Raw genomic sequence first — 23,230 nt, forward strand, 5'->3', positions numbered from 1 at the left:
CGCCTCTCCTCCTCCGTCGAAGTCGTTTTGCTTACTTCTGTTCGGTGGACTTCTTTTTATAATCGGCCAGGGCCGCTTTGATGGCGTCCTCGGCCAGGACCGAACAATGAATCTTCACCGGCGGTAAGTTCAGTTCCTGGACGATATCCGTGTTCTTGATCTGATTGGCTTCGTCAACCGTCTTGCCTTTCAGCCATTCGGTGGCGAGGCTTGAGCTGGCAATCGCTGATCCGCAGCCGAATGTCTTAAACTTCGCATCTACGATGGTGTCATTTTGGACTTTGATCTGCAACTTCATGACGTCCCCACACTCCGGGGCTCCCACTATCCCGGTACCCACACCATCTTCTTCCTTCTTGAAGGAACCCATATTGCGTGGATTGTTGAAATGATCGACAACTTTTTCACTGTAGGCCATGGCTGATCCCCCTTATTGGTCGTGCCGAAATTTAATGAGCCGCCCACTGGACGGATTTCAAATCGATGCCTTCTTTCGCCATCTCATATAAGGGTGACATTTCACGAAGCTTCGTCACCACTTCAATAATCCGTTTTGCCACGTAGTCAACCTCTTCCTCGGTGTTAAACCGTCCCAATCCAAAGCGGATTGAGGAGTGGGCCAAGTCGGATCCGACACCGAGGGCTCGAAGGACATAGGACGGTTCCAGTGTGGCGGACGTACAGGCAGATCCTGATGACAGAGCGATTTCTTTCAGCCCCATCAGCAATGACTCGCCTTCAACATAGGCAAAGGACAAATTGAGATTATTGGGCAGACGTTCAATGGGATGCCCGTTGAGATAGACCTCCTCGAGTTTGCTCGTGATGGCGGCCTGCAAGCGATCCCTCATGGCCGAAAGACGCTGAGATTCCGTGGACATTTCTTGTTCGCACAGTTCGACGGCTTTTCCGAAGCCTACGATCAAGGGGACCGCCAACGTCCCGGACCTCATGCCACGTTCGTGGCCGCCCCCATCCATCTGCGCGGCGATGCGAACCCGAGGCGCTTTTTTTCGAACATACAGCGCGCCGACCCCTTTGGGCCCATAGAGCTTGTGGGCCGAGAACGACACGAGGTCGATTCCCATGTCTTGTACATCCACCGGGATCTTTCCTACGCCCTGTGTCGCATCGCAATGGAAAAGAATGCCTTTTTCTTTGGCGATCTTTCCAATTGCTTTAATGGGATTGATAGTGCCGATCTCATTGTTCGCCATCATGATGGTGATGAGGATGGTCTTCTCAGTGATGGCATTGCGAACGTCTTCCGCATTGACCATGCCGGCCTTATCGACTGGCAAATACGTGACCTTGACTCCTCGTTTTGATTCAAGCGCCTTGCACGTATCCAGTACGGCTCGATGCTCGGTCGAACTCGTAATGATATGGTCACCCTTCTCGTGATACATGTCCACGACGCCTTTGATGGCCAAATTATCGGATTCGGTGGCCCCGCTGGTGAAGACAATCTCTTTCGAATCGGCGTGAATGAGGCGCGCGATTTGTTTGCGAGCATTTTCAACGGCTTCCTCGGCTTCCCATCCGAACGCATGATTTCGGCTGGCTGAATTGCCGAACTTCTCGACGAAGTACGGCAACATGGCTTCAAGGACCCGAGGGTCCATCGGCGTTGTTGAGTGATTGTCCATGAAAATCGGAAACTTCATCGTTCGACTCCTTCTGCGGAAAGGGAGCGCACCGTGATCAGCGGCGAGCCACCCATCATATCTTCCACGGTCATGCTGTTTAGGAGCTGCGTGATACTGTCCTGAATCTTCAGCAGAGGCGTTCTGATATTGCATCGATCGTGCTGCTCGCACGAGGACCCATCCTTCACATGGTAACATTCGGTGATGCCTAACGGACCTTCGATTGCTTCCAGAACCTGCGCAATCGTGATCGAGCCTGCGTGTCGCGCCAGCAGATATCCGCCCTTCGGACCATTTTGACTTTCCACGACACCATGTTTCGCCAGTGCTTGAAGCACCTTGGCTAAGAGTTCCACGGGAATATTATGCTCTTCCGCAATTTCCTTGGTGTTGACGATACGCGCTTTCGTGACATCGCCAAACTGCACCGCGGCAATATGCTGAAGAGCCATCAACGCATAATCGGCCTTTTTTGAAAACTTGAACACCGGCACATCTCCAATAAGGACTGGTCCCCGACTGATTAGATCTCCGATTAAAAAGGTCGGATACAACAATAGCATTGTGCTGTTTCAGCTGTCAACGAATTTTAAGCCTTTGTTTTATCTAAATTTATGGGATCAAAAAATCGTGCATTGCTTCAATTGCCTATGTTAGATTGGTGAAGTCATTGAATTGAGGGGTCGGAAATGGGTGGAACCAATCCATATATTGAAAAAGCAGACGTTGAACTGCCGACCAAGCCTTACACTGTGACTTTCGTTAAACCGGACAAAACTCAGCAGGTCGTGCAGGTGAACCCGGACGATATCCCATACGGGCCTACGGGGCTGCCGGGCAGCATTTTAGATATCGCCATGGGTGCCGGGGTAGATTTAGAGCATGTCTGTGGGGGCGTTTGCGCGTGTTCGACGTGCCATGTCGTTGTAAAACAGGGATTTGAAACCTGTAATGAGGGGACTGACGACGAATTCGATCAACTCGAGGAAGCGCCGGCACTCACGTTGCAATCTCGTCTCGGCTGCCAATGTGTTCCGAACGGGACGAAGGACGTCGTGATCGAAATTCCGGCTGTCAATAAGAATCTTGCCAAAGAAGGGCACTGAGTGTAGGCCGTGGCCTTACCGTATCTGCTTCCGTCATGCCCCTACCCGTGACATCAGAGATCAATAAGAAGCAACGATGAGCCAAGTCAAAGTCAGATTTGCGCCGAGTCCGACCGGCTACCTCCACATTGGCGGAGTACGAACGGCCCTGTTCAATTGGCTGTTCGCGCGGCGCGAAAAAGGAACATTTATCCTTCGAATTGAGGATACCGACCAGGGTCGATCAACGGACGACGCAATACAAGCCATTATTGATGGGATGCGTTGGGTCGGGCTTGATTGGGATCAGGGGCCATTTCGGCAGACGGAGCGCATGGATCTGTATCGTCAGCACGCGTTGCAGTTGCTGGAACGCAAACAGGCATACTGGTGCGTGTGCACCGCGGACGAGTTAGAGGCAAGACGACAAGAGGCTCAGGCCAAGGGCTGGCAGCAAAAATACGATGGACGGTGCCGGGAGAAAGGCATACTGAATCCAAGCGGCGATGCCGCCCTTCGTTTCCGCGCTCCCCAAGAGGGACAAACAGTCATCGACGATCTGATTAAAGGTCGCGTCGTATTTGATAATGCCGTGCTGGATGACCTGATTATTCTTCGCTCCAACGGATATCCGACCTACAACTTTTCCGTCGTCGTAGATGATGCCCTAATGGGCATCACTCATGTGATTCGAGGCGATGATCATCTGACCAATACGCCTCGTCAGGTTCCCATGTTTCAAGCGCTCGGATTCGACGTGCCTAAATTCGGACACTTGCCAATGATTATGGGTTCCGACAAGACGAGACTCTCTAAGCGGCATGGGGCCACCTCCGTTCTTGCTTACCGGGATATGGGGTATTTGCCGGAAGCGATGATCAACTATCTTGTCCGTCTCGGTTGGTCGGCCGGAGATCAGGAAATTTTCTGGATCCAGGAGTTGGTCGAGAAATTCTCATTTGAGCATGTGCAAAAATCGGCCGCCGTCTTCAATCCCGACAAATTGCTGTGGGTCAATGCCCAGCACATTCGACATGGAGAGCCATCGCGCGTTGCCTCGCTCCTCATCCCATTTCTCGAACAAAAGGGATATGGACAAGCTGTGAAGCAGGCACGTCCGGGATGGATGGAGCGGCTCGTCATCATGCTACGGGAAAGAGCGCGCACGCTCATTGAGATGGCCGCCGCGGCTGAGCCCTATATGGTGCAAGACCCCATGATGGAGTCGGAATCGGTTCAAAAGTTTCTCACACCGGCCATGGCGCCGATTCTTGAAAAACTATGGCAGCACTTTGATTCTGCCGAGGACTTTTCCAAAGAGACTCTCGAAGCTATCTTCAAGGCTGTGCTGGAAGAGAATGGATTGAAAATGGGGCAGCTCGCGCAGCCAGTGAGAGTCGCACTCACAGGACGTGCCGTGAGCCCAGGCATTTTTGAAGTGATCGATTTGTTGGGGCGAGAGGCTACGATGATGCGGCTTCGACGTGGCGTCGAGCTGGCGAAGTCTGCCCATTCTTGACTCTGCCACAACGTTTCGATTAGTCTGCACGGACGGTTGGGGGATCGTCTAGTGGTAGGACGTCAGACTCTGGATCTGACTACCAAGGTTCGAATCCTTGTCCCCCAGCCAACCTTCTTCATGATCTCCCAATCGGAAAAGATCCGGTCATGTGCAACTGGCTCTTTGTCTTTGAATCCAAGCACCACTTCACGCCAACCACTTAGCACCGGAATTCATTAGCGTGCAGTTGTCGAAGGGGGAAATGAGAATGAACGTGAAACCGTCGTCGCTTGGTTGCGTTCTCTCCTTGGCCTTCATGCTCGTCACACTCAGTTGCACCCACGACCCATACCAACAGCGTGCCGATGCCATCAAGGATCATGTTGAATCGTTCTACTCGAACCTCAAGTCGGATCGTGTCGCGTCGGCTATCCGTGACAATGAGCAAATTGAAGCGATGGCGGACCAGATGGGCCAAACGATTCGCACACGGGCGAATCAACCGGCCATGAATCAAGTCGATCGCGAAGGAGTACTTTACAAAACGGCGAGTGAAACCGCGGTTGAAAATTGGTTGTCGCTGGCCCGATATCTGGTGGTCAAACAACGTTATGATCAGGCACGGGCAACCTACCAACGCATTCTCGACACCTATACGGGGCCGGCTTACCGAACCTATGCCGATCAGGCTGCCGCCGGGCTACGGGACGTCAACATCGTCGATCCTCCAAACAAGTAGGCGAGTGGCAGTGCATCAGGCAATCTAAAGTGTTATGGCTTGCACATCCTGATCGGATTGCAATCGCCCCATCTGTATGGTACCGTTCGCATCTTCCGCTCCATAGATCATTCATCGGATGTACGACCGGCTGGTCCCATCGTCTAGCCTGGCCTAGGACGGAGCCCTCTCAAGGCTCAAACACGGGTTCGAATCCCGTTGGGACCACCAGCACTTACGCGCGTCCCGCCCAATTCCCGTGACTCCAGCGTGACACGGCCGTCAGTGAACAACTGACGTCCCTCTTCCCCCAGGCGCCGGCCCCGCGCCTCCAGCGCGTCGATCCCGTCCCGCAAGTGCCGCGGCGCCAGGTGCGCATAGCGCAGCGTCATCGTAATGTCCCGATGCCCCGCCAACGCCGCCACCTCCGGCAGCGGCCGGCCCGCCTGCACCAGCCGGCTGATGAACGTATGCCGGAGCACGTGCAGGCTGACATCGGCCAACCCCGCGCGGCGCGCCGCCCGGATGACCGCCATGCCGACGCGATCCGGGTGATAGGGCGTCCCGTCCGGCTGCGTGAACACATGGGGCTGGCCCGCGTGTCGGGGTTGCCGGTCGAGGATCCCCGCCGCACGGCGCGTGAGCGGGATCACCACCGTCCGTTTGTTGGCCTTCACCTGCGTGCGCGGCACCAGGAGCACGGTGCCTCCCTCCTGCACCCAGGACCACTGGAGCCCCACCAGATTGCGCCGGCGCAGGCCGGTATCCAGCCCGACACTGACGAACGCGTGGAGCCACGGCGCGCAGCTGGCCAGCAACCGCGCTTCTTCGTCGTCGGTGAGCCAGCGGATGCGCTCCTCGCCGTCTTGGTTGAGACTCAAGCCTGTCACCGGGTTGGTGGTCGTCCAGCCCCACCGGATCGCCTTCGTATAGGCCGCTTTGAGAATGCCCAGCTCCTTGGAGACACTGGCGAAGGTCACGTCTTCCAGCCGATCGGCGAGATAATCCTCTAACCGCTTGGCACCCACTTCGTCCAGCGGGCAGCGTCCCCAGAGAGAGCGAAAGCGCGCGAGCACGCCATGATCACGCCGCTGGGAGTCGACGGATTTGCGGGGCGTCACCTTGGCCTCATATTCCGTGAGCAGCTCCCCGACGGTATGCGTCCGGGGTGGCGGCGGGAGGCCAAGCCACCGTTCGCGCGCCAACTGCACCTGCCAGGCGGCGAAAATCTCATGGGCGACGCGTCGATCGCGCACGCCCGTATCCCGCCGCTGCCGGTGGCCCTCGATCTTGAGCGACATCCAATAGGTCTTACTATCGGTTCGTTGATACACGCCCATCCTGATCCTCCTTTCCGAGATGGGCGGTCTTCCCGATAGAAGGATACGCGTGCGGAGCCAGGGCGACAAGGGAGGAACAATGTGTAAGGGGGAGAGCGAGTAACGCTTCACCACAGTGCCAACGTTTCCGTCTACAAGTTCGATGGCACATCGTGAGACTTAGACCTCTGACCCTTCCCAGCTCAAATACGGTTCGAATCCCATTGGGCCCAGTGCCGCTTATCCGCCGCGCAGTAGAGCCGTGCTGGCTTTCACGACTGTACACACAGTAGCGCTAAATACCCTCCAGACCATCACATGACTAAAAAGTACCTTTGCTCTTACAAGCGACAGGGCCGTTGGGCCAACACCTGCTTCCTCAGTTCGGATCGTGCATGGATTTTCTGCAAACAGGGAAAGGTTTGTTCTTAGAACAAACCGGCTGACTGCCGGCGGCGAAAAGGGGGCGGAGATGCGAGACAAAAATCGTGGAATCTACTAGGTAATCAGTTACGTAGCCATTCTAGGCCTATATATTAGGTTGACAGATGTAGTTATATGCCCTACATTCGCGTCCGTGATTGAACTACAGTGGGCTTGCGACGGCACCAGGAACGGTTACTTCCGGCTGCTGGCTGTGACAGTACTCTGCGTATGTGTAGGCATGCAGATATTAGGGGTTCCGGTGACGCTCTGGGACCCTCAGTTTGATGCCGATAATGTAGTGTCCTCGATCCTCGAAGACTTCCCGATTCCTGAAACGTCCCTCAGCACAATCGGAATGGTGCAGTACAGCGCCATGCATCAATCCTCGCACATCCTTCGGCTCCCCACTCTCGCTTATTCGCTCTTTCACCCTCCAGTCTCGGCATAGTTCCTAACATTTCCAAAAACTATCGGATCCGGCGCATTAGGACGGACTGGCAGTCGTCAGACAAAAAGCTCACGTCGTGCATTTACGAGAGGATTAGAGATGGTCACCAAAGGATTGAACGGGTTCTCCGGCAAGCATGTCTTGCTTCTTCAGGGACCGTTGGGACCATTTTTCAGGAGACTCTCTCGCGATCTCAAGGAGAATGGCGCGCGGGTCAGCAAAATCAATTTTAACGGTGGAGACTGGCTATTCTATCCCATGGGCGCCGTGTCATTTCGAGGGCGAATGGAAGACTGGCCCGTGTTTTTGGGGCAACTGCTGGCCGAGCACAAGGTCGACGTGGTCCTTATGTATGGAGACTGTCGGCCGATTCATCGTTGTGTACGGGAACAGACCGAACGGCTTGGTGTGGAATTGGGCGTATTTGAAGCCGGGTATGTGCGGCCGAATTACATCACGCTGGAGCGCTCAGGGATTAACGATTTTTCGACGCTCCCCCGCGGCGCAGATTTCTATTTGACGGCACCCGCAAAACCTGAGAACTCCCCCAATCCAGTAGGCAATGTTTTCTGGCACGCCGCGCTGTGGGCGGTCTTGTATTACGTGGCCAGTTCCATACTAAGACCGGTGTTTCGTCATTACCAGCACCATCGTCCATTGGCAGTGCGTGAGGCCTGGCCATGGTTTCGAGGACTCTGGCGCAAGTGCACCTATTACCGCGGAGACCGGGAGATTTTTAAACGGTTGCAGGCGGAATATTCCGGCCGATTTTTTCTCGTACCCCTACAAGTGCATTACGACTCGCAAATGCACGTGCATTCGGACTTTGACTCAGTAGAACGCTTTATCCAGTATGTCGTATCCGACTTTGCCAAGAATGCACCCTCGGACACGTGTTTGGTGATTAAGCATCATCCCATGGATCGGGCCTATAGGGACTACACAGCCTTGTGTGACGAATTGGCACAACGCCACGGCCTTCAAGGACGCCTGCTTGCGGTCCACGACGTCCACCTGCCAACCGTGTTTAACCATACGAGAGGGGTGGTGGTAGTGAATAGCACGGTCGGCTTTTCTGCTTTACTCCATGGTGTGCCGGTGAAGGCATGTGGTCGAGCCCTGTATGACATCGCGAGCGTCACGTACTCGGGTTTCTTAAGCGATTTCTGGAGCCATGCGCAATCCCATAAGCCCAACCGTCAAATTGTACAAGCGTTTCGCTCGTACCTTATTAACCGCACCCAAATGAACGGAAGCGTCTACAAACGCTTATCGAGCCGAGATTCACATACGGGAGTTGTATGGAAGTCGTCTGTCGTGTCAGACGATGCTGCGGCAACGACTGCAGCACAGCATGCGAAACAAAAAACGGCTTCGAACGTGGCTGAACGAACCCGTCAGCATGTAGCATCGCCTCTGACTCCTTATTTAGTTGCGATGAAGCCTGCTCAGCCGGATAGCACGGTACAAAAATATCATTGATGCGCTCCTCGGGCCTCATTACATGGGCAGTCTGGAAAGCGCTCTTCTTGCGGGAAGCCGTCGCGCGGCTGTCGGCCGGGCGCGCCGCATGGGTGTGGATCCTCCTCGAACCGCTGGTGCACCTCATTTTCTTGAACGTGCTTTTTGGATTCATCCTGCGGAGCATGATCTCCGGTGTGGAGGGCGGGCTGTTCATTACCACGGGTGTGTTGGGGTTCTTGCTCGTGCAGCACACGGCCATGCGTTCGAAGGAAGCGATCAATGCCAATGCCGCGCTCTTTACATATCGGCAAGTGCTCCCTGTCGATACCGTCCTCGTGCGCGCAGCGCTTGAGGCCGTACTACTCGGCATAAGCGCAATCTTTTTGTTCATGGGACTGAGTTTACTGGGCTACCAAATCTTTCCGCAAGACTTCTTGGGCGTCATGCTGGCATTCGCCACATTGTGGCTCGCCGGTGTGGGGTTGGGACTCATGTTGTCAGTCGCGTCTCAATTAATACCGGAAGTCGAAAAAGTGGCGGGAATGGTGTTCCGACCTTTATATCTGTTGTCTGGGATCATGTATCCGCCTTCGGTGATCCCCCCTGCCTATCAAGACTGGTTCCTTCTCAATCCGTTGGTCCATGGAATCGAACTGGTCCGAACAGGATTTTTCCCTCAATACCACACCATTTCTGGAGTGAGTGCGGGGTACATCGTCGGCTTTGCTTTGGTAACTCTCTGCCTCGGTCTCGCGCTTCACGTCCGATTCGCCACGAGGCTCGCAGCGCAATGATCATGGTGGAGGATGTTTACAAGCGTTATCGAACAGATCATGGCAATGGCAAGTGGGTCCTCCAAGGTGTCACCTTCACCATACCGCCAAAGATGAATGTAGGGCTGGTCGGACGTAACGGAGCGGGCAAATCGACATTGCTTAGACTGGTCGGCGGCATCGATCGCCCGACCCGGGGACGGATTGAGCGCCGCTGCCACGTGTCATGGCCAATGGGTTTTGGTGGCGGATTGCAGGGATCGCTCACGGGAAGGCAAAACGCCAAGTTCGTCTGCCGGATTCACGGGCACGAACAGGATTTGCCCGACCGCGTCGGGTTCATTGAAGACTTCGCCGAATTGGGAGAGGCCTTCGATGAGCCGGTGAAAACCTACTCCTCCGGTATGAAGTCGCGGCTCCAGTTCGGGCTCTCCTTGGCGTTTGACTTCGATGTCTATATTTCCGATGAAGTGACGGCTGCCGGCGATGCCGCCTTTAAGAAAAAAGCCGCGGATGCGTTCAAGAAGCTGGCCGATCGGGCCGGCATGATCATGGTTTCGCATGGAGAAGGCACGCTGAAAGAATTTTGCACTAGTGGGATTTGGTTGCACGAAGGGAAAGCCTACTGGTTCGACAAGATCGACGACGCACTGAAGCATTATAAGGAGAGTCTGGCGGTATGATGGGTTTTATTCCGCCGAATCAGACGCCGTCCGTCGGCAGTACTGTGTCCGGTATCTTGAGCTCGACTGGACCGGTCTTCAAACCACTCAAGCGAAAAGGCCCCATATTTTGGCTGGCAGTAATTGTTTGCCTGATGGCCACGTTTTATTGGGCATTCGTCGCCTCTGATCGCTACGTTTCCGAAGCTCACGTCATCATCCAGCAAACTGAGATGCCAAGCAGTCAGCCGATGGACCTCTCAAGTGTCCTGGGCCTCTCTGGCAGCACGGGTCGTGCAGACCAACTGCTGCTGCGCGATCACCTGTTGTCCGTGGACATGCTGACGAAGTTGGAAGAGGAGCTTGGTCTGCGGGAACACTATAGTGATTCACGCCGCGATCCCATTTCCCGACTCTGGTTCAAGGACATGTCGCAAGAGTGGTTTCATTGGTACTACCGCTCAAGGGTCAGCGTGGAGCTGGACGAATATTCAGGCGTGCTCATCATCCGAGTGGAAGCGTTCAGCCCAGAAAAAGCGCACGCCATTAACGCCATGCTCATCGGAGAGGGCGAACGCTATATGAACCAAATGGCGCATCGCCTCGCCCAAGAACAGGTGGATTTTGTCGAGAAACAAGTGACCCAAATCAGCGAGCGTCTACTGCAGGCACGCCAGGCTCTTCTCGCCTATCAGAATAAGCGAAGCATGGTTTCTCCGCAGGGCACTGCAGAAAACCTGTTCGGCATCGTGAACCAGCTCGAAGGACAGTTGACCACACTGAAAACACAGCGCGACGCCCTCCTAGGTTATCTCCACCCTCGAAGTCCTTCGGTCATCGAGTTAGATCTACAAATCGCTGCCGTCAAAAAACAGATCGGGCAGGAGCAGACCAGGTTGACCTCTTCAGACCGCCATACCCTCAATACTGCGGTCGAAGAATTCCAGCGGCTCCAAATGAATGCGGAATTTGCTCAAGAGGTCTATAAAACGGCACTCGCGGCCTTGGAGAAAGGCCGTGTCGATGCGGGACGGACCCTCAAGATGGTCTCGGTGCTACAGAGTCCTACCCATCCGCAATACCCGCTGCAACCTCGCCGGATTTACAACACGGTAGTGTTCATCCTTGGGACCCTCCTGTTGGCCGGCATCGCCAGTTTGATGAGGGCTATCATCAGGGAGCATCGAGACTGATCTATGCGTTATCTCACCACCCTCCTCGTCGTGGTGTTGTTCGCCACCACCGTATCGGCACAAGAGCAGAGTTTTTTTGGCGCCCTCGGCTTGGGTCAAAAACTGACCACGCCTCCACCGGCGAAGCCGCCGATGGGCATGCAGAAAGCCGGTGCCCTAGGGCCGGCGACCCCGCCCGACCAGCCGCCGGTCGTTGCGCCGCAATCGCCGCAAGCGGTGACGGAGATCCGGCCGGATGTGGCACAAACCGATGTGGACGCCATCAAGAGCCCGGTGTTCGGCGCCCATCTGTTTACCGGCGCCTTTGCTCGGCAGGGGCCCACCCAGTTCAACCCCGACTATCTGATCGCCATCGGCGACAGCATCCGATTAACCCTGTGGGGCAGCGTGACGTTCGACGGGATCCTGACCGTGGATCCGCAGGGTAATGTGTTCATGCCGAACGTGGGCCCGGTGAAGGTGCTGGGTGTGCGCAACCACGATTTACAGGAGACGATCGAGAAAGCCGCCCGGCGGGTGTTTAAAGCCAACGTGTTCAGCTATGCGAGCTTGGCGGAAGCGCAACCGGTGCGGGTGTTTGTCGGCGGCTTCGTCAAGCGCCCAGGCCTCTACAACGGAACCTCGATGGACAGCCTGCTCCATTATCTCGACCAGGCCGGAGGCATCGATCTCGGCCGCGGCTCCTTCTTAAATGTGCAGGTGAAGCGGGGCGGGCAGGTTCGTGTGCAGATGAACCTCTACGAGTTCCTGCTGGAGGGTCATATTCCTCAAGTGCAGTTGGCCGACGGCGATGTAATCTTTGTCTCCTCCCGCCAACGCACGGTTACGGTCGGCGGACTGGCCGAGAATGCCAAACGCTTCGAGTTTGCCAGTCCGGATCTGAACCTGACGTATCTAATGAAACTGGCCAAGCCCCTGCCGGACGCCACCCATATCCGGATCACCCGAAATACCGGGGTGATTAAGAACATCGAATACTATCCGATCGGCGAGGCCGGTGAGCTGCGGATTGGCAATGGCGACCTGATTGAATTTACGGCGGATAAACGGCCCGGGACCATTACGGTCCGTGTCCAGGGCGAGCATCTCGGGCAACAGGAATATGAACTCCAGTACGGGTCGCGTCTGGGCGAGCTGATGCGGCGGGTTCAATTCTCGGAGCGGTCCGATGAGAACAATGTGCAGCTCTTCCGGTTGAGCGTCAAAGACCGGCAAAAAGCCATCCTCCAGACATCGCTCAAAAGTTTGGAGGCGTCCGTGCTCACCGCACGGTCGGCCACCAACGATGAATCGGTGCTGCGCACCAATGAGGCCAATTTGATTTTGCAGTGGGTGGAGCGCGCGAAGAGCGTGGAACCCTCGGGGCAGGTACTGGTCGCGCAGGCCAATCAACGGGATGAGCTCTTGCTGGAACAGGGAGATATCTTGAACGTCCCGCTCAGGGACGGGCTGGTCCTCGTGGGGGGCGAGGTGCTGTTCCCCAATACCATTGCCTATGAGAAGGGCTTGTCCGTGAACGATTATATCGAACGAGCCGGGGGCTATACGCAGAATGCGGATGCGTCGCGTGTGATCATTGCGCACCGGGACGGCAGTTTCAGCGAAGGAACCGGGGGCTTCTTTAAAAAGGTTCAGGTGCGAGTCGGGGACCAAATTCTCGTGCTGCCCAGGATCGACGTGAAGTCATTGCAAATTGCCAAAGATATTTCGCAAATCCTGTTTCAGATGGCTCTGATGGCTGGCGTGGTGACACGTTTATTTTAAGTGAGATCAGCGAAGGGTTAGCGGTATCGACGTGAAGTGGCGGCAGGTTGGGAAGGAAATGACGCAGATACTTCCTAGCTAGTATTGATGATCGGCGTGGTCATAAGCCTGTTTTGATATTGTCAAAGTTGATCGAGACCTCTTCCCGCACAATTTGGGCTTACATCATGAATGATAGGGATAAACTACAAAATTCATCGGAAACCGAGACTGGCCCTGATATTCATGACCGAGTCGCGGAGGCGTACTATGGCTTGATGGGGCAGCAGTTCATGCGAGAGACGCAAAGTCGCATCCATTGGATATGCCGCCATATCCAAGGAGACAGCGTCGTGGATGTGGGATGCAGTCAGGGTATTGTGCCTATTCTCTTAGGTCGTGAAGGTCTTAAAGTAATCGGTCTTGATGTCAGCCAGAAAGCAATAGAGGAAGCAAAGCTCTATCTCGCCAATGAGCCAGAGCATGTTCAACGCAACGTTTCATTTATCAATACTGACTTTCTTTCCTGGGATTTCGGTGATTTGAAGACAGACACCGTAGTGATGAGCGAGGTACTGGAACACCTGACGCGGCCAGATTTCTTTTTAGAAGTGGCCGCCCGAGTTCTTCCGGGAAAAGGAAGACTCATTGTAACGGTACCGTTCGGGATCAATGATTTTATTGATCACAAACACACATTCTATCTTCTGAAGCCTGTTCAGCTCGTAGCCAAGTACTTTGACGTCGTTGGCATTGAAGTTCTTGGGAAATGGCTTGGAATAGTAGCCGACCGTCGAGTGGAAACAACTAGTGGGGCAGAGGCCTTCCACCCGACGGTCGCACAGATGGAAAAGCTTGAAGGTGCTTTTTATCAGACCGAACGTGTGCTGCGTGATGATCTATTGTCTACTAGGAAGAAGCTGGACGAGGCCAATCAGAAATATCGAGGGGCTACCGAACAAGTCGCGGCGCTCAAGCAGCGAGTGGGGCAGGAAGAAACGGCCCGACGAGCCGCCGACCAGGGATTGCAACATCTAGAGTTGACTCAGACGCGTCTGCAGGAAGAACGCACCACTCTTCAACTACAGATCGCGCAACTCATTGAGCAGGGTCAGAAGCAGAGCGGCGCGGCGCATGAGGCGGAGAAAAAACTGATTCAGCTTGAAGGTGACCTCGATGCGGTGCGTGCACGGTTGGATGAAGCCAACCAGAAATACCGAGTGGCCACCGAACAAGTCACCGCACTGAAGCAGCGTGTGGGGCAGGAAGAGACGGCCCGTCGGGCTGCCGACCAAGGGATGCAACAAGCGACCAGTCTGCTGGAGTTGATACAAGCTCGACTGCAGGAAGAGCGCACCGCTCTTCAACGGCAGATCATGCAACTGAGTGAGCAGAGTCAGGCGCAGAGCGTCGCGGCGCATGAAGGGGAGAAGAAACTGATTCGGCTTGAAACGGACCTAAATGCGGTGCGCAGCCAGCTCGAAGAAGTCAATAAAAAATATCGGGGAGCCACCGAACAAGTCAGTGCGCTCACGCAGCGGGTGACACAAGAAGAAACAGCCCGCCAGGCGGCCGAGCATGGCTTGCGACTACTGGAGCAGAGTCATGTTCGTCTGCAGGAAGAGCGCACAGCGATTCAGCAACAGCTCGCCCAACTTGGTGAACGAGGGCAGGTGCACAGCACCGCGGCGCATGAGGCGGAGAAAAAAGTGATTCGGCTGGAAGCCGAGCTTGAGGCGGTGCGCGGGCGTCTCGAGGATGCCAATCAGAAATATAGAAAGTCCACGGAACAAGTCAGCGCGCTTAAAGAAACGGCGCGCCAGTTGGCAGAGCAAGGGCAGCGACAGGCCAACGGACAGTTGGAAAAGGCTCTCGGACGTCTGGAGGAAGAACGCGCAGCCCTTCAGCAACAGATTGCGCAGCTCAGTGAACAACGGCATGCACAGAGCACCGCGGCGCATGAAGCGGAGAAGAAACAGATTCGACTCGAATCTGACCTGGAGGGGGTGCGTGCCCGGCTGGAGGAGGCCAACCAGAAATATCGGGGAGCCACCGACCAAGTCAGTGCGCTCAAGCAGCGGGTGACACAAGAAGAAACGGCCCATCAGACGACAGAGCAGACCCTTAGACAGCTTGAACAGAGTCACATTGACCTGCAAGAGGAACGCACCGGTCTACAGCAACAACTTACACAGCTCAATGAACAAGGGCGGGCGCAGAGCGTCGCGGCCTATGAGGTGGAGAAAAAGCTGATCCGGCTCGAAGCCGAGCTTGAGGCGGTGCGTGCCCGTTTAGAAGAGGCCAATCAGAAATATCGGGGGGCCACTGAACAGGTTACAGTGCTCAAGCAACGGGTGGAACAGGAAGAGGCTGCCCGCCAGGCGGCAGAGCAAGGCCTGCGACAAACTACCGTACAGTTGGAACAGGCAAACTCGAAATATCGGCAGGTAACGGCCAAAGAAATTCCAGAGTTAAAGAACAAACTGGAGGCCCAGTACTCTAAAGCCCGTGAAGGTCAGCATACCCTTGAGCAACTCCGGATCGAATTGCGAAAAGACAGAAAAGCGCTCGCTGAGAAGGCCGGGCAACTCGAACAGGTGCGGCAGCAGAAAAAAACTGTAGAGCAGCAATTGGTGAAGACGCGCGCGACGATTTCATTTCAGTTTGGCCATCTCCTCATTCACGGATTCAAGTCGGTCAACGGCTTTGTAAGACTGCCATCCGCGCTATGGGCATTGCGCAAAGAAGCCGTTCAGCGTCGTAAGAAAAAAGGATTCAAGCCAGCTCTTGCTATAACGACTTTCTCGCCACAGGTACCTTCCGCCCAGCCGCAAGTGATCTCGCCGCAGTCCCAGTTCCTGTCTCAAGATCCCCAGTCAGAAGGATGTGTCATTTCAGCAGATTCGGCCTTGAAATGTTGCCCCTCTCAAACCGTTCCATCTGACTCGAATGGAAAACTCAGCATAGCCTGCATCATGGACGAGTTCACATTCAGTTCTTTTCAGCCAGAGGCCAGGTTGCACCAACTAACTCCAGCCAATTGGAGAGCTGAACTGGAGACCGCCAATCCTGATCTCCTGTTCATCGAGTCTGCCTGGCGTGGCAAGGATGAACTCTGGGGTAACAAGGTCGGCCATACGAGCGCCGAACTGCAAGGGATAGTGGAATGGTGCGGGGCTAAGAAAATCCCCACGGTGTTCTGGTGCAAGGAAGACCCCATTCATTTTGAAACCTTTCTCAACACCGCCAAGCTCTTCAACCATGTGTTCACCACGGACATCGACTGTATCCATCGTTACAAGGGGGCATTAGGGCATGACCGTGTGTACCTGCTTCCGTTCGCGTGCCAGCCGGCGATGAACAATCCGATTGAAACGTACCAACGTAAGGACGCTTTCTGTTTTGCAGGCGCCTACTATGTTCGCTACCCGGAGCGAACTCGCGATCTTGGCAATTTTGTCATGGAACTTCCAGCCTTCCGGCCACTTGAAATCTACGACCGTAACTACGGGAAGAATGATGCGAACTATCAGTTCCCCGAGGAATACCGACCCTATATTGTGGGCACCCTGCCATTCGATCAGATCGATAAGGCCTATAAAGGCTACAAGTATGCCATCAATTTGAACTCAATCAAGCAGTCCCAATCGATGTTTGCCCGTCGGGTGTTCGAATTATTGGGTTCCAATACCATCACCATTAGCAATTTCTCACGCGGCCTTCGGCTCCTCTTTGGCGATCTTGTGATCACCAGTGACAGCGGTCACGAAATTGTCCGTCGTCTCAATAAGGTTGCCAGCAACGAGGAGCATAGCCGCAAACTTAGGTTGGCCGCTCTACGCAAGGTGATGCAAGAACATACGTATGGTCAGCGCTTGGCCTATGTTATTTCTAAGATTAGCGGCAAGGCGTCACATCAAGCGATGCCTCATATAGCGGTACTTGCCTATGCATTGACCCAAAGTGAGCTGAATGTCATACGGGCAAACTATCAGCGGCAGACCTATGCCAATACCTCACTGTACGTTGTCATAGATGATGGGGTTCTCTCGGGGGGAAGCCATGATAGGCGAGTTCACCTAGTGCGCGCTGAACACGCCGATAATATTGTTGTTGACGGGTTGGATAATACGGCGGAACTCATAGCCGGAATGGTTGCCGATGACTATTACGGCCCCAACTATTTACATGATATTGCCCTGGCCACGCGTTACACGCAGGCGGACATGATAGGCAAAGCCGCAAGGTATCTCTGGGAAAGCGGCGCCTTCCAACTCGAGCAATCGGACCAAGCCTACCAATCTGTGCACGGCCTGCCGGCTCGCGCCGGGGTCATCCGGCGGCACGTTATAGCCAAGGAAAATGTATTGGAGTGGGTGCAATCGTTGAGCACCCGCCGATTGCAGGATACCCATGGCTTGGCCATCGACGAGTTCAATTACTGCCGGCACGGCGCTGTTGTGGATCCTGCTGTTCTAAGAGAAAAAGTGGATGACTTGGAGGGTCTCGATACCGGCGTGTCGATCAATGCTCTTTTGCAAAGAGCGGAACGAATTGCGCCGGAAAAGAACAGCCGGGATGTTTGCCCCAGTCTAACGGGGAAACAGTTAGCAGCAAACTTTGGCAAAATGCCGAGTGCGGCAATCCAGCTAAGAGTAGAGCAGGAAAGCTGGCGGGTGGACTCTACGCTGTCTGACGGCAAGCATGAGTATCTGTATGCCACTGCCGAGCATAGCTTGAATGAGCTTGGTTTCGCCGACCAGTTGAAGATCTATTTGGATGTCACTCCGGGGCTTAATATTCAATTGGTGGTCCAATTCCTGGATGCCCAGAAGCAGAAGATTAGTCACGTCATTAAACATGCGAATCGCAATCAGGAAGCCCCTATTCCGCCGGGGACTGATCGAATTCGATTCGGGTTGCGTTTCTATGCCGGTGGCAATGCCGAAATAAAACGTCTAGTGCTCGGACACCGCAATTGGGAGCCTGCGGAAATGATCGGTCAGGCAGAACATTTGCTCCTGACTAATCATTATGCGTCATACGATGACCTATATCGCAACGCATATGTCCACAGTCGCGTACGGGCCTATCGGGAACAGGGCGTCGGAGTAGACGTCTTTAGATTACGCCCACATGAAGCCGTGTCGTATCACGAGTTTGAAAACGTAGATGTCATCACCGGCTCCCAAGAAGTGTTGCACCAGATGCTATCCACCGGACAGTACAAGACCGTGTTGGTGCATTTCCTTGACCCTGGTATGTGGGATGTGCTGCAGCACCATATCAAAAAGCTGAAAGTAGTAGTATGGGTGCATGGCGCAGAAATCCAGCCATGGCATCGTAGAGAATTTAACTGCCAAACTGAAGACGAACGCGCTGTCGCCAAGATGCAGAGCGAAAAGCGTATGGCATTTTGGAGAGAACTACTTAAGGATGTTCCGGCCCACCTCAGGTTGATATTCGTTTCCCGCTATTTTGCAGAAGAGGTCATGGCGGATTTGGGCTTCCGAATTCCGGAAGGTCACTACACCATCATCCATAACCCTATCAATACCGACGTCTTCAGATATGAGCAAAAATCGCCTGAGCAGCGAAAAAAGGTTTTATCGATCCGGCCGTACGCATCGAGAATTTATGCCAATGATCTGAGCGTCAAAGCGATCCAGGTTCTCTCAACTAAGTCATGGTTTAACCACATGGAGTTTCGCATGATCGGCGATGGGCCATTATTTGAAGAGACCTTGGCCCCGCTCCGAGAATATCGGAATGTATATATTGAACAGCGCTTTCTAAAACAGTACGAAATTGCGGCACTCCACAAGGAATACGGTATTTTTTTGTGCCCAAGTCGAATGGATTCTCAAGGTGTATCACGGGACGAGGCGATGTCATCTGGCTTGGTGCCAGTGACCAATGCCGTAGCAGCAATTCCTGATTTTGTAGATGCAGATTGCGGCATGCTAGCAAAAGGCGAAGATGCGTTAGGATTAGCAAAAGGAATTGCTGATCTGTATGAGAATCCGGGACGGTTCTTGGAGCTGTCGAACAATGCAGCAAAACGCGTAAGGCAGCAGAGCGGGCCGGAACAAACTATAGCTGCTGAGCTAAGAATGCTGGTACCAGATCAATCACTGAACAGACGGTTTGCTTAACAGGAAAGTAGATTTCTCGAATGATGCTCTCACTTTTGCAATCATGCTTGCTGCTTTTGCTTTTCTTGCCTTTTCCCTTGAAGGCTCACGCCGAAAATCCCGTACCCAAGGGGGGCCACATGGTATTCGCCGTAGGCTATGGGACGCTGGACCAAGATATGAACAACTATGTTCTTATCGGCAATTACGCGTTTTCCAATGAATCAGTGGTAGCCGAATACAAGGAGTTTGATGCAAATGCCAACAGCAAGCCTACGAAGACGGCCTTGCGTCATGATATGCGAGCACCGTATGGCGGAACGGCTTGTCAGAACAAGTTAATAGATATCCCAACTGAATCGGCTCAGCGATTTGTGAAGGGAACCTGGAGTTCTGACAGCAGGACCCTATCCATTACCCTTGGCGCGCTGACCTACGAGTGGACGGCGGAAAATGGGGCTGAAGGCGGCTACGAGTTATCACGAATCAAAGACAATGTTCTGGACGTAGAATTACCGCTGGCAGTAGGTTATGGCTACGCATCAGCGAGTCCTAATAAGTCAATCACTTTGAGAAAAGAGAATTTCTTTCCATATTATTACGGTGACTATTTTCACAAAGACAATAATTCAGTCGCAAAAACTCCTTGGAAAGCCATGCCGACCGGGCTGAAAATTGCTGTGTTTGTCGAACGGGAGAACGGCAATGTTTTGAGTTATGTGAGCCCTAGCCAAAGCCAACCCACTTGGGTCCAAAATAGCATCTTGCTAAACCAGGATAGCAAATCAGGCTTCATCTTGAATCAAGACCTCGGACATGATTTCAACAAAAACGGTTGCTATGATGAATACGGACACAATAGGATCATCCTAGGGGCAAATGACAGTGACGACAGCTTTCTTTACCACATGGTTATCATAGAGTATAGCTACGCGTTCGACGGTTTTCCTATGTTGTCAGTAGGACGTTTCCATAATAGAAAGTAAAGGCATTCGCCATTGCAGTAAATGATTTTTTCTAAAATAAAACCGATCTCATTCATCTCATTTGATGTGGAAGCGCTCCCTGGACGTGCAAGCGAAGATCACATTAATCGCCTCATTTGGGGCAAGGTTAATGGCACCGAATTTGGCATCCGCAGAATTTCAAGCATTCTAGAGCAACACAAAATTAAAGGGAATTTTCTAATCGATATCGCTTCATCAGTTCTCTATGGCGATAAAGCTGTTGCGGAAATAGGACATTTTCTCCTTGAGCACGGGCATGAACTTCACATTCATTTGCACTCCGAATGGCTTGTTAGAAAATGGAATATTAAGGGTCCATTTAGCGGGCCTGCAGGCCTTAATCAACTCAATTGTCAGCTCAATCATCGATTCCTTCAATTTGCAGCATTCAAGTATGCACAAATATTTGGATTAAACCCAATCTGCTTTCGTGCAGGCGGTTATCACTTTAATGAGCATACGGTTGAGGCTGCGCATGCGGTAGGGTTTATAGCGCTGAGCAATTTTAACTCATCTCGCCATCAAGAGACATGGGCGGTCTCTGACGAGGGGATCAATAATGAGCCTTTTAAGTGGAAGAACGGTCTGATTGAGTTACCAGTTGACTTTTCTCCTGAACCTCTTTCGTTTCAATGGGAGAAGTATGAAGGTCATTTCGACCGGGTGCGCTTTCGCAAACGCCGAAAAACTTTCAATCTGACTTTACATTCTTGGTCACTGCTTAAGCGTTCAGGGGATTTTTTTGAGGAATTCGCACCCGATCACGAGGAGAGATTACATCTTATATGCGAGCATCTAAATAGCAACACAGAGCCAATAGGCTATGCAGATTGGTTGTCCAGGATGCCAGATGTACCAATGCTGATCAATTACAACTGTAGAAGTAACATCATCGAGGTTCCAGGAAAAGATTGCATTTGCACCATATGCGGAGCTGTATTTGGGGAAAAATTGCCGAACGATATATGTCCAGGCTGCGGATCAAGAGCGCGCCATAGACAGCTGCATGACGTATTCGCTCGCGTGGGTAATCCTTTTGTAGGTTCTCGCGTACTCGTAAATTATGCGAACACAGTTGAGAAGATCGCTTTTCTTTCTCAAGCGTCTGAGGTTGTGAACTTTGACGTACGCCCTGTACGGGAAGTTGATATGCAGATGGACATACAAAATATGAGCTTGATACGAGACGAGAGCTTCGATGCTTTCTTTGCGGTACATGTGTTGAATCATGTGGCAAATGATCGAGATGCCTTAAGTGAAATCCACCGTGTTTTAAAACCCCAAGGGATCGCGGTACTAACTGTTCCTTATCGAGAGGGTTCGTCCACATCAGACTACGAAAACTTGACCGAACACTACGGACCTGAAGCCTTAGCAAAGTACGGCGTAGGCTCTTACAGGCGTTACGGGCTACAGGATGCTCTTGAATTATTTGGTGAACGGTTCGTCGTGCAAGCCGAAGCAGGATTGGATTCAGTGACACGGGAACAAATGAAAGTTTTTATTCTACGCAAGAGTGCTACAGTGCAGAGCTTAGAGATGAAGCAACCAAAATGAACAGGATTAGATAACTTGACGCGTTCCTGCTTCATGGTTCCCAGTCTTACGTCGCTGAATTATGTGCTCTGAAGGTCATGCTCGGTGCACAAGGATATATAACTGAAGTACATTCCATACGTGAACGTTATGCCGAGGGCTTCGCTATTTTAACTTCATTCGCTCGGTAGACGGGAACTGAGTCTCTCGATACCAGAGATGTAGCACGCCATATGATTACCCGTGCTCCAGATTAGAATCATAATTGCAAAAAGACCGATTATCGATCAAGGCTTCGGAAAATGTCCTTCCATGAATACTTCCTGAAGAGGACCGCCGTTACCAGGAGTCTTAAACAGGTTCAGCGTTTCCTGGCGTATCGAAGGACTCAACCACGACAGTCCCAGCGATCCGGAGACAAGCGGTTCATGGTCAAATGAGTGTCCATCCAGGCTGACTTGATAGCATGCCAGGCACAATGGCTAGTTCAGCATGTAGCGAATCTTTCCCATGCTGTCTGCCTCTTTCCGGCATTCAGCCGGTGAAACCGATGGGTGCTTTCCGCAATCTAAAAGTGGCGCTGATTGCCGATGAACTGACCAGGTCTTGCCTGTCCTTCGAATGCCACGTGCGCGATCTGACACCGCTCAATGCCAAGCTATTGCTGAAGTTCTGGAGGCCGGACATGATCTTCGTGGAATCGGCCTGGCAGGGGCGGGGCAATGCGTGGAAGTACAAGATCGCCGCATATCCGGACCGGCCGGAGCGTAACAACCTGGCGCTTCGGAAGGTGGTTACCTATGCGCGGGGGCTTGGCATCCCATGTGTCTTTTGGAACAAAGAGGATGGTGTGCATTTTGAGCGCTTCATCTCCAGTGCCTCGCTCTTTGATTACATCTTCACCGTAGACGATAACTGTATTCCTCGATACCAGGCGGTGGTCGGTCCCAATGTGCCTGTTGCTCCGCTCATGTTCGCCGTTCAACCGGCGATTCATTCTCCTTCTAAAGATGGATTCACTCACCGCCAGGCCTGTTTCCTCGGTAGCTATAGCCTCCACATTCATGATCGTAGACGGAAGTGGCAACAAATGTTGTTTGCCGGCTGCTCCGACATCGGCCTGAAGGTATTTGACCGCAACTCTGCACGACGTTCTTCGAATTACCGGTATCCTGATATGCCCTGGCTCGAAGTCCGGCCCAGTGTGCCTCATACGAAGACCGGCGAGATCTACAGAGACTATATGGTCTCGCTGAACGTAAACACCGTTGAGGACTCCGCCACAATGTTTTCTCGTCGTCTCATTGAAATTCTGGCGTGCGGTGGCCTCGCGGTGACGACACCTTCTTTGTCCGTGGATCGTCATTTCAAGGACTACTGCCATGTCGTCCATAGCGAAGAGGAGGCGCGCGACCTCTTTGGGCGCCTCAAGCATGGCCTCACGCCTCGTGACCGTGAGGTGGCTGCGGCAGGTGCCGAATATGTGCTCAGGGAATTTACATGGAGCTGCCGCCTCGGCGAAGTTGTACGGGCGATTTCGTAGTTTCAGCCGCAGAACGTCACCATCAGAAG

The 23,230-nt window shown here is 53.2% G+C and carries 17 protein-coding genes and 2 tRNA genes; 15 read left to right on the forward strand and 4 right to left on the reverse strand.

Annotation, left to right across the window (positions count from 1 at the left end; all coding sequences use genetic code 11):
• Window positions 1-31: 31 nt before the first annotated feature.
• From iscU to ACWHYZ_RS02945, 3 genes are read right to left on the reverse strand one after another with little or no spacing between them, the layout of a single operon-like run.
• Window positions 32-418: a Fe-S cluster assembly scaffold IscU gene (iscU, locus tag ACWHYZ_RS02935; RefSeq protein ID WP_447985797.1), complete on the reverse strand. Its 387-nt coding sequence runs from the start codon at window positions 416-418 to the stop codon at window positions 32-34.
• A 31-nt stretch (window positions 419-449) separates the two neighbouring features.
• The gene (locus ACWHYZ_RS02940; RefSeq protein ID WP_447985798.1) at window positions 450-1,667 is read right to left on the reverse strand and encodes an IscS subfamily cysteine desulfurase; all 1,218 of its coding nucleotides are present in this window, start codon (window positions 1,665-1,667) and stop codon (window positions 450-452) included.
• Window positions 1,664-2,137, reverse strand: a complete 474-nt coding sequence (locus tag ACWHYZ_RS02945) for an RrF2 family transcriptional regulator (RefSeq protein WP_447985799.1) — start codon at window positions 2,135-2,137, stop codon at window positions 1,664-1,666. Before ACWHYZ_RS02945 ends, ACWHYZ_RS02940 begins: the two co-directional genes overlap by 4 nt.
• A 201-nt stretch (window positions 2,138-2,338) precedes the next feature.
• Here ACWHYZ_RS02945 and ACWHYZ_RS02950 point away from each other — a divergent pair, with 201 nt between their 5' ends.
• The 5 genes from ACWHYZ_RS02950 to ACWHYZ_RS02970 all read left to right on the forward strand — a co-directional run bounded on the left by ACWHYZ_RS02950 (window position 2,339) and on the right by ACWHYZ_RS02970 (window position 5,184).
• Window positions 2,339-2,755: a 2Fe-2S iron-sulfur cluster-binding protein gene (locus tag ACWHYZ_RS02950; RefSeq protein ID WP_447985800.1), complete on the forward strand. Its 417-nt coding sequence runs from the start codon at window positions 2,339-2,341 to the stop codon at window positions 2,753-2,755.
• A gap of 76 nt (window positions 2,756-2,831) precedes the next feature.
• A complete protein-coding gene (gene gltX / locus ACWHYZ_RS02955; protein WP_447985801.1) occupies window positions 2,832-4,253 on the forward strand; it encodes a glutamate--tRNA ligase in 1,422 nt (473 codons plus the stop codon).
• A 37-nt stretch (window positions 4,254-4,290) separates the two neighbouring features.
• Window positions 4,291-4,364, forward strand: a tRNA-Gln gene (locus ACWHYZ_RS02960).
• Between the two features lie 133 nt (window positions 4,365-4,497).
• Window positions 4,498-4,974, forward strand: a complete 477-nt coding sequence (locus tag ACWHYZ_RS02965) for a hypothetical protein (RefSeq protein ID WP_447985802.1) — start codon at window positions 4,498-4,500, stop codon at window positions 4,972-4,974.
• Window positions 4,975-5,106: 132 nt separating this feature from the next.
• A tRNA-Glu gene (locus tag ACWHYZ_RS02970) sits at window positions 5,107-5,184 on the forward strand.
• Here ACWHYZ_RS02970 and ACWHYZ_RS02975 read toward each other — a convergent pair.
• The gene (locus tag ACWHYZ_RS02975; RefSeq protein ID WP_447985803.1) at window positions 5,151-6,293 is read right to left on the reverse strand and encodes a tyrosine-type recombinase/integrase; all 1,143 of its coding nucleotides are present in this window, start codon (window positions 6,291-6,293) and stop codon (window positions 5,151-5,153) included. The two genes, ACWHYZ_RS02970 and ACWHYZ_RS02975, sit on opposite strands and share 34 nt — an antisense overlap.
• A gap of 643 nt (window positions 6,294-6,936) precedes the next feature.
• On the opposite strand from ACWHYZ_RS02975, the gene ACWHYZ_RS02980 reads away from it, so the two are divergent.
• From ACWHYZ_RS02980 to ACWHYZ_RS03025, 10 genes are all read left to right on the forward strand, one after another.
• Window positions 6,937-7,146: a hypothetical protein gene (locus ACWHYZ_RS02980; protein WP_447985804.1), complete on the forward strand. Its 210-nt coding sequence runs from the start codon at window positions 6,937-6,939 to the stop codon at window positions 7,144-7,146.
• Between the two features lie 99 nt (window positions 7,147-7,245).
• Window positions 7,246-8,628, forward strand: a complete 1,383-nt coding sequence (locus ACWHYZ_RS02985) for a capsule biosynthesis protein (protein ID WP_447985805.1) — start codon at window positions 7,246-7,248, stop codon at window positions 8,626-8,628.
• Window positions 8,628-9,404 (forward strand): ABC transporter permease, encoded by a 777-nt coding sequence (locus ACWHYZ_RS02990; protein ID WP_447985806.1) that lies wholly within the window; start codon window positions 8,628-8,630, stop codon window positions 9,402-9,404. Before ACWHYZ_RS02985 ends, ACWHYZ_RS02990 begins: the two co-directional genes overlap by 1 nt.
• On the forward strand, window positions 9,401-10,066 hold the full coding sequence (locus ACWHYZ_RS02995; protein ID WP_447985807.1) for an ABC transporter ATP-binding protein: 666 nt from the start codon (window positions 9,401-9,403) through the stop codon (window positions 10,064-10,066). Before ACWHYZ_RS02990 ends, ACWHYZ_RS02995 begins: the two co-directional genes overlap by 4 nt.
• Window positions 10,063-11,238, forward strand: coding sequence for a chain-length determining protein (locus ACWHYZ_RS03000; protein WP_447985808.1), 1,176 nt, complete (start codon window positions 10,063-10,065; stop codon window positions 11,236-11,238). Before ACWHYZ_RS02995 ends, ACWHYZ_RS03000 begins: the two co-directional genes overlap by 4 nt.
• A 3-nt stretch (window positions 11,239-11,241) precedes the next feature.
• Window positions 11,242-13,002 (forward strand): polysaccharide biosynthesis/export family protein, encoded by a 1,761-nt coding sequence (locus tag ACWHYZ_RS03005; protein WP_447985809.1) that lies wholly within the window; start codon window positions 11,242-11,244, stop codon window positions 13,000-13,002.
• 167 nt (window positions 13,003-13,169) lie between these two features.
• Window positions 13,170-19,136 carry a methyltransferase domain-containing protein gene (locus tag ACWHYZ_RS03010; RefSeq protein WP_447985810.1) on the forward strand — a complete coding sequence of 1,989 codons (5,967 nt, stop codon included), beginning with the start codon at window positions 13,170-13,172 and terminating at the stop codon, window positions 19,134-19,136.
• Between the two features lie 119 nt (window positions 19,137-19,255).
• Window positions 19,256-20,101 (forward strand): hypothetical protein, encoded by an 846-nt coding sequence (locus ACWHYZ_RS03015; RefSeq protein ID WP_447985811.1) that lies wholly within the window; start codon window positions 19,256-19,258, stop codon window positions 20,099-20,101.
• Window positions 20,102-20,122: 21 nt separating this feature from the next.
• Window positions 20,123-21,679, forward strand: coding sequence for a methyltransferase domain-containing protein (locus ACWHYZ_RS03020; protein ID WP_447985812.1), 1,557 nt, complete (start codon window positions 20,123-20,125; stop codon window positions 21,677-21,679).
• A 529-nt stretch (window positions 21,680-22,208) separates the two neighbouring features.
• Window positions 22,209-23,201 carry a CgeB family protein gene (locus tag ACWHYZ_RS03025; RefSeq protein ID WP_447985813.1) on the forward strand — a complete coding sequence of 331 codons (993 nt, stop codon included), beginning with the start codon at window positions 22,209-22,211 and terminating at the stop codon, window positions 23,199-23,201.
• The last annotated feature ends 29 nt before the right edge of the window (window positions 23,202-23,230 follow it).

It is taken from the genome of Nitrospira sp. Nam74 (genome assembly GCF_965152615.1).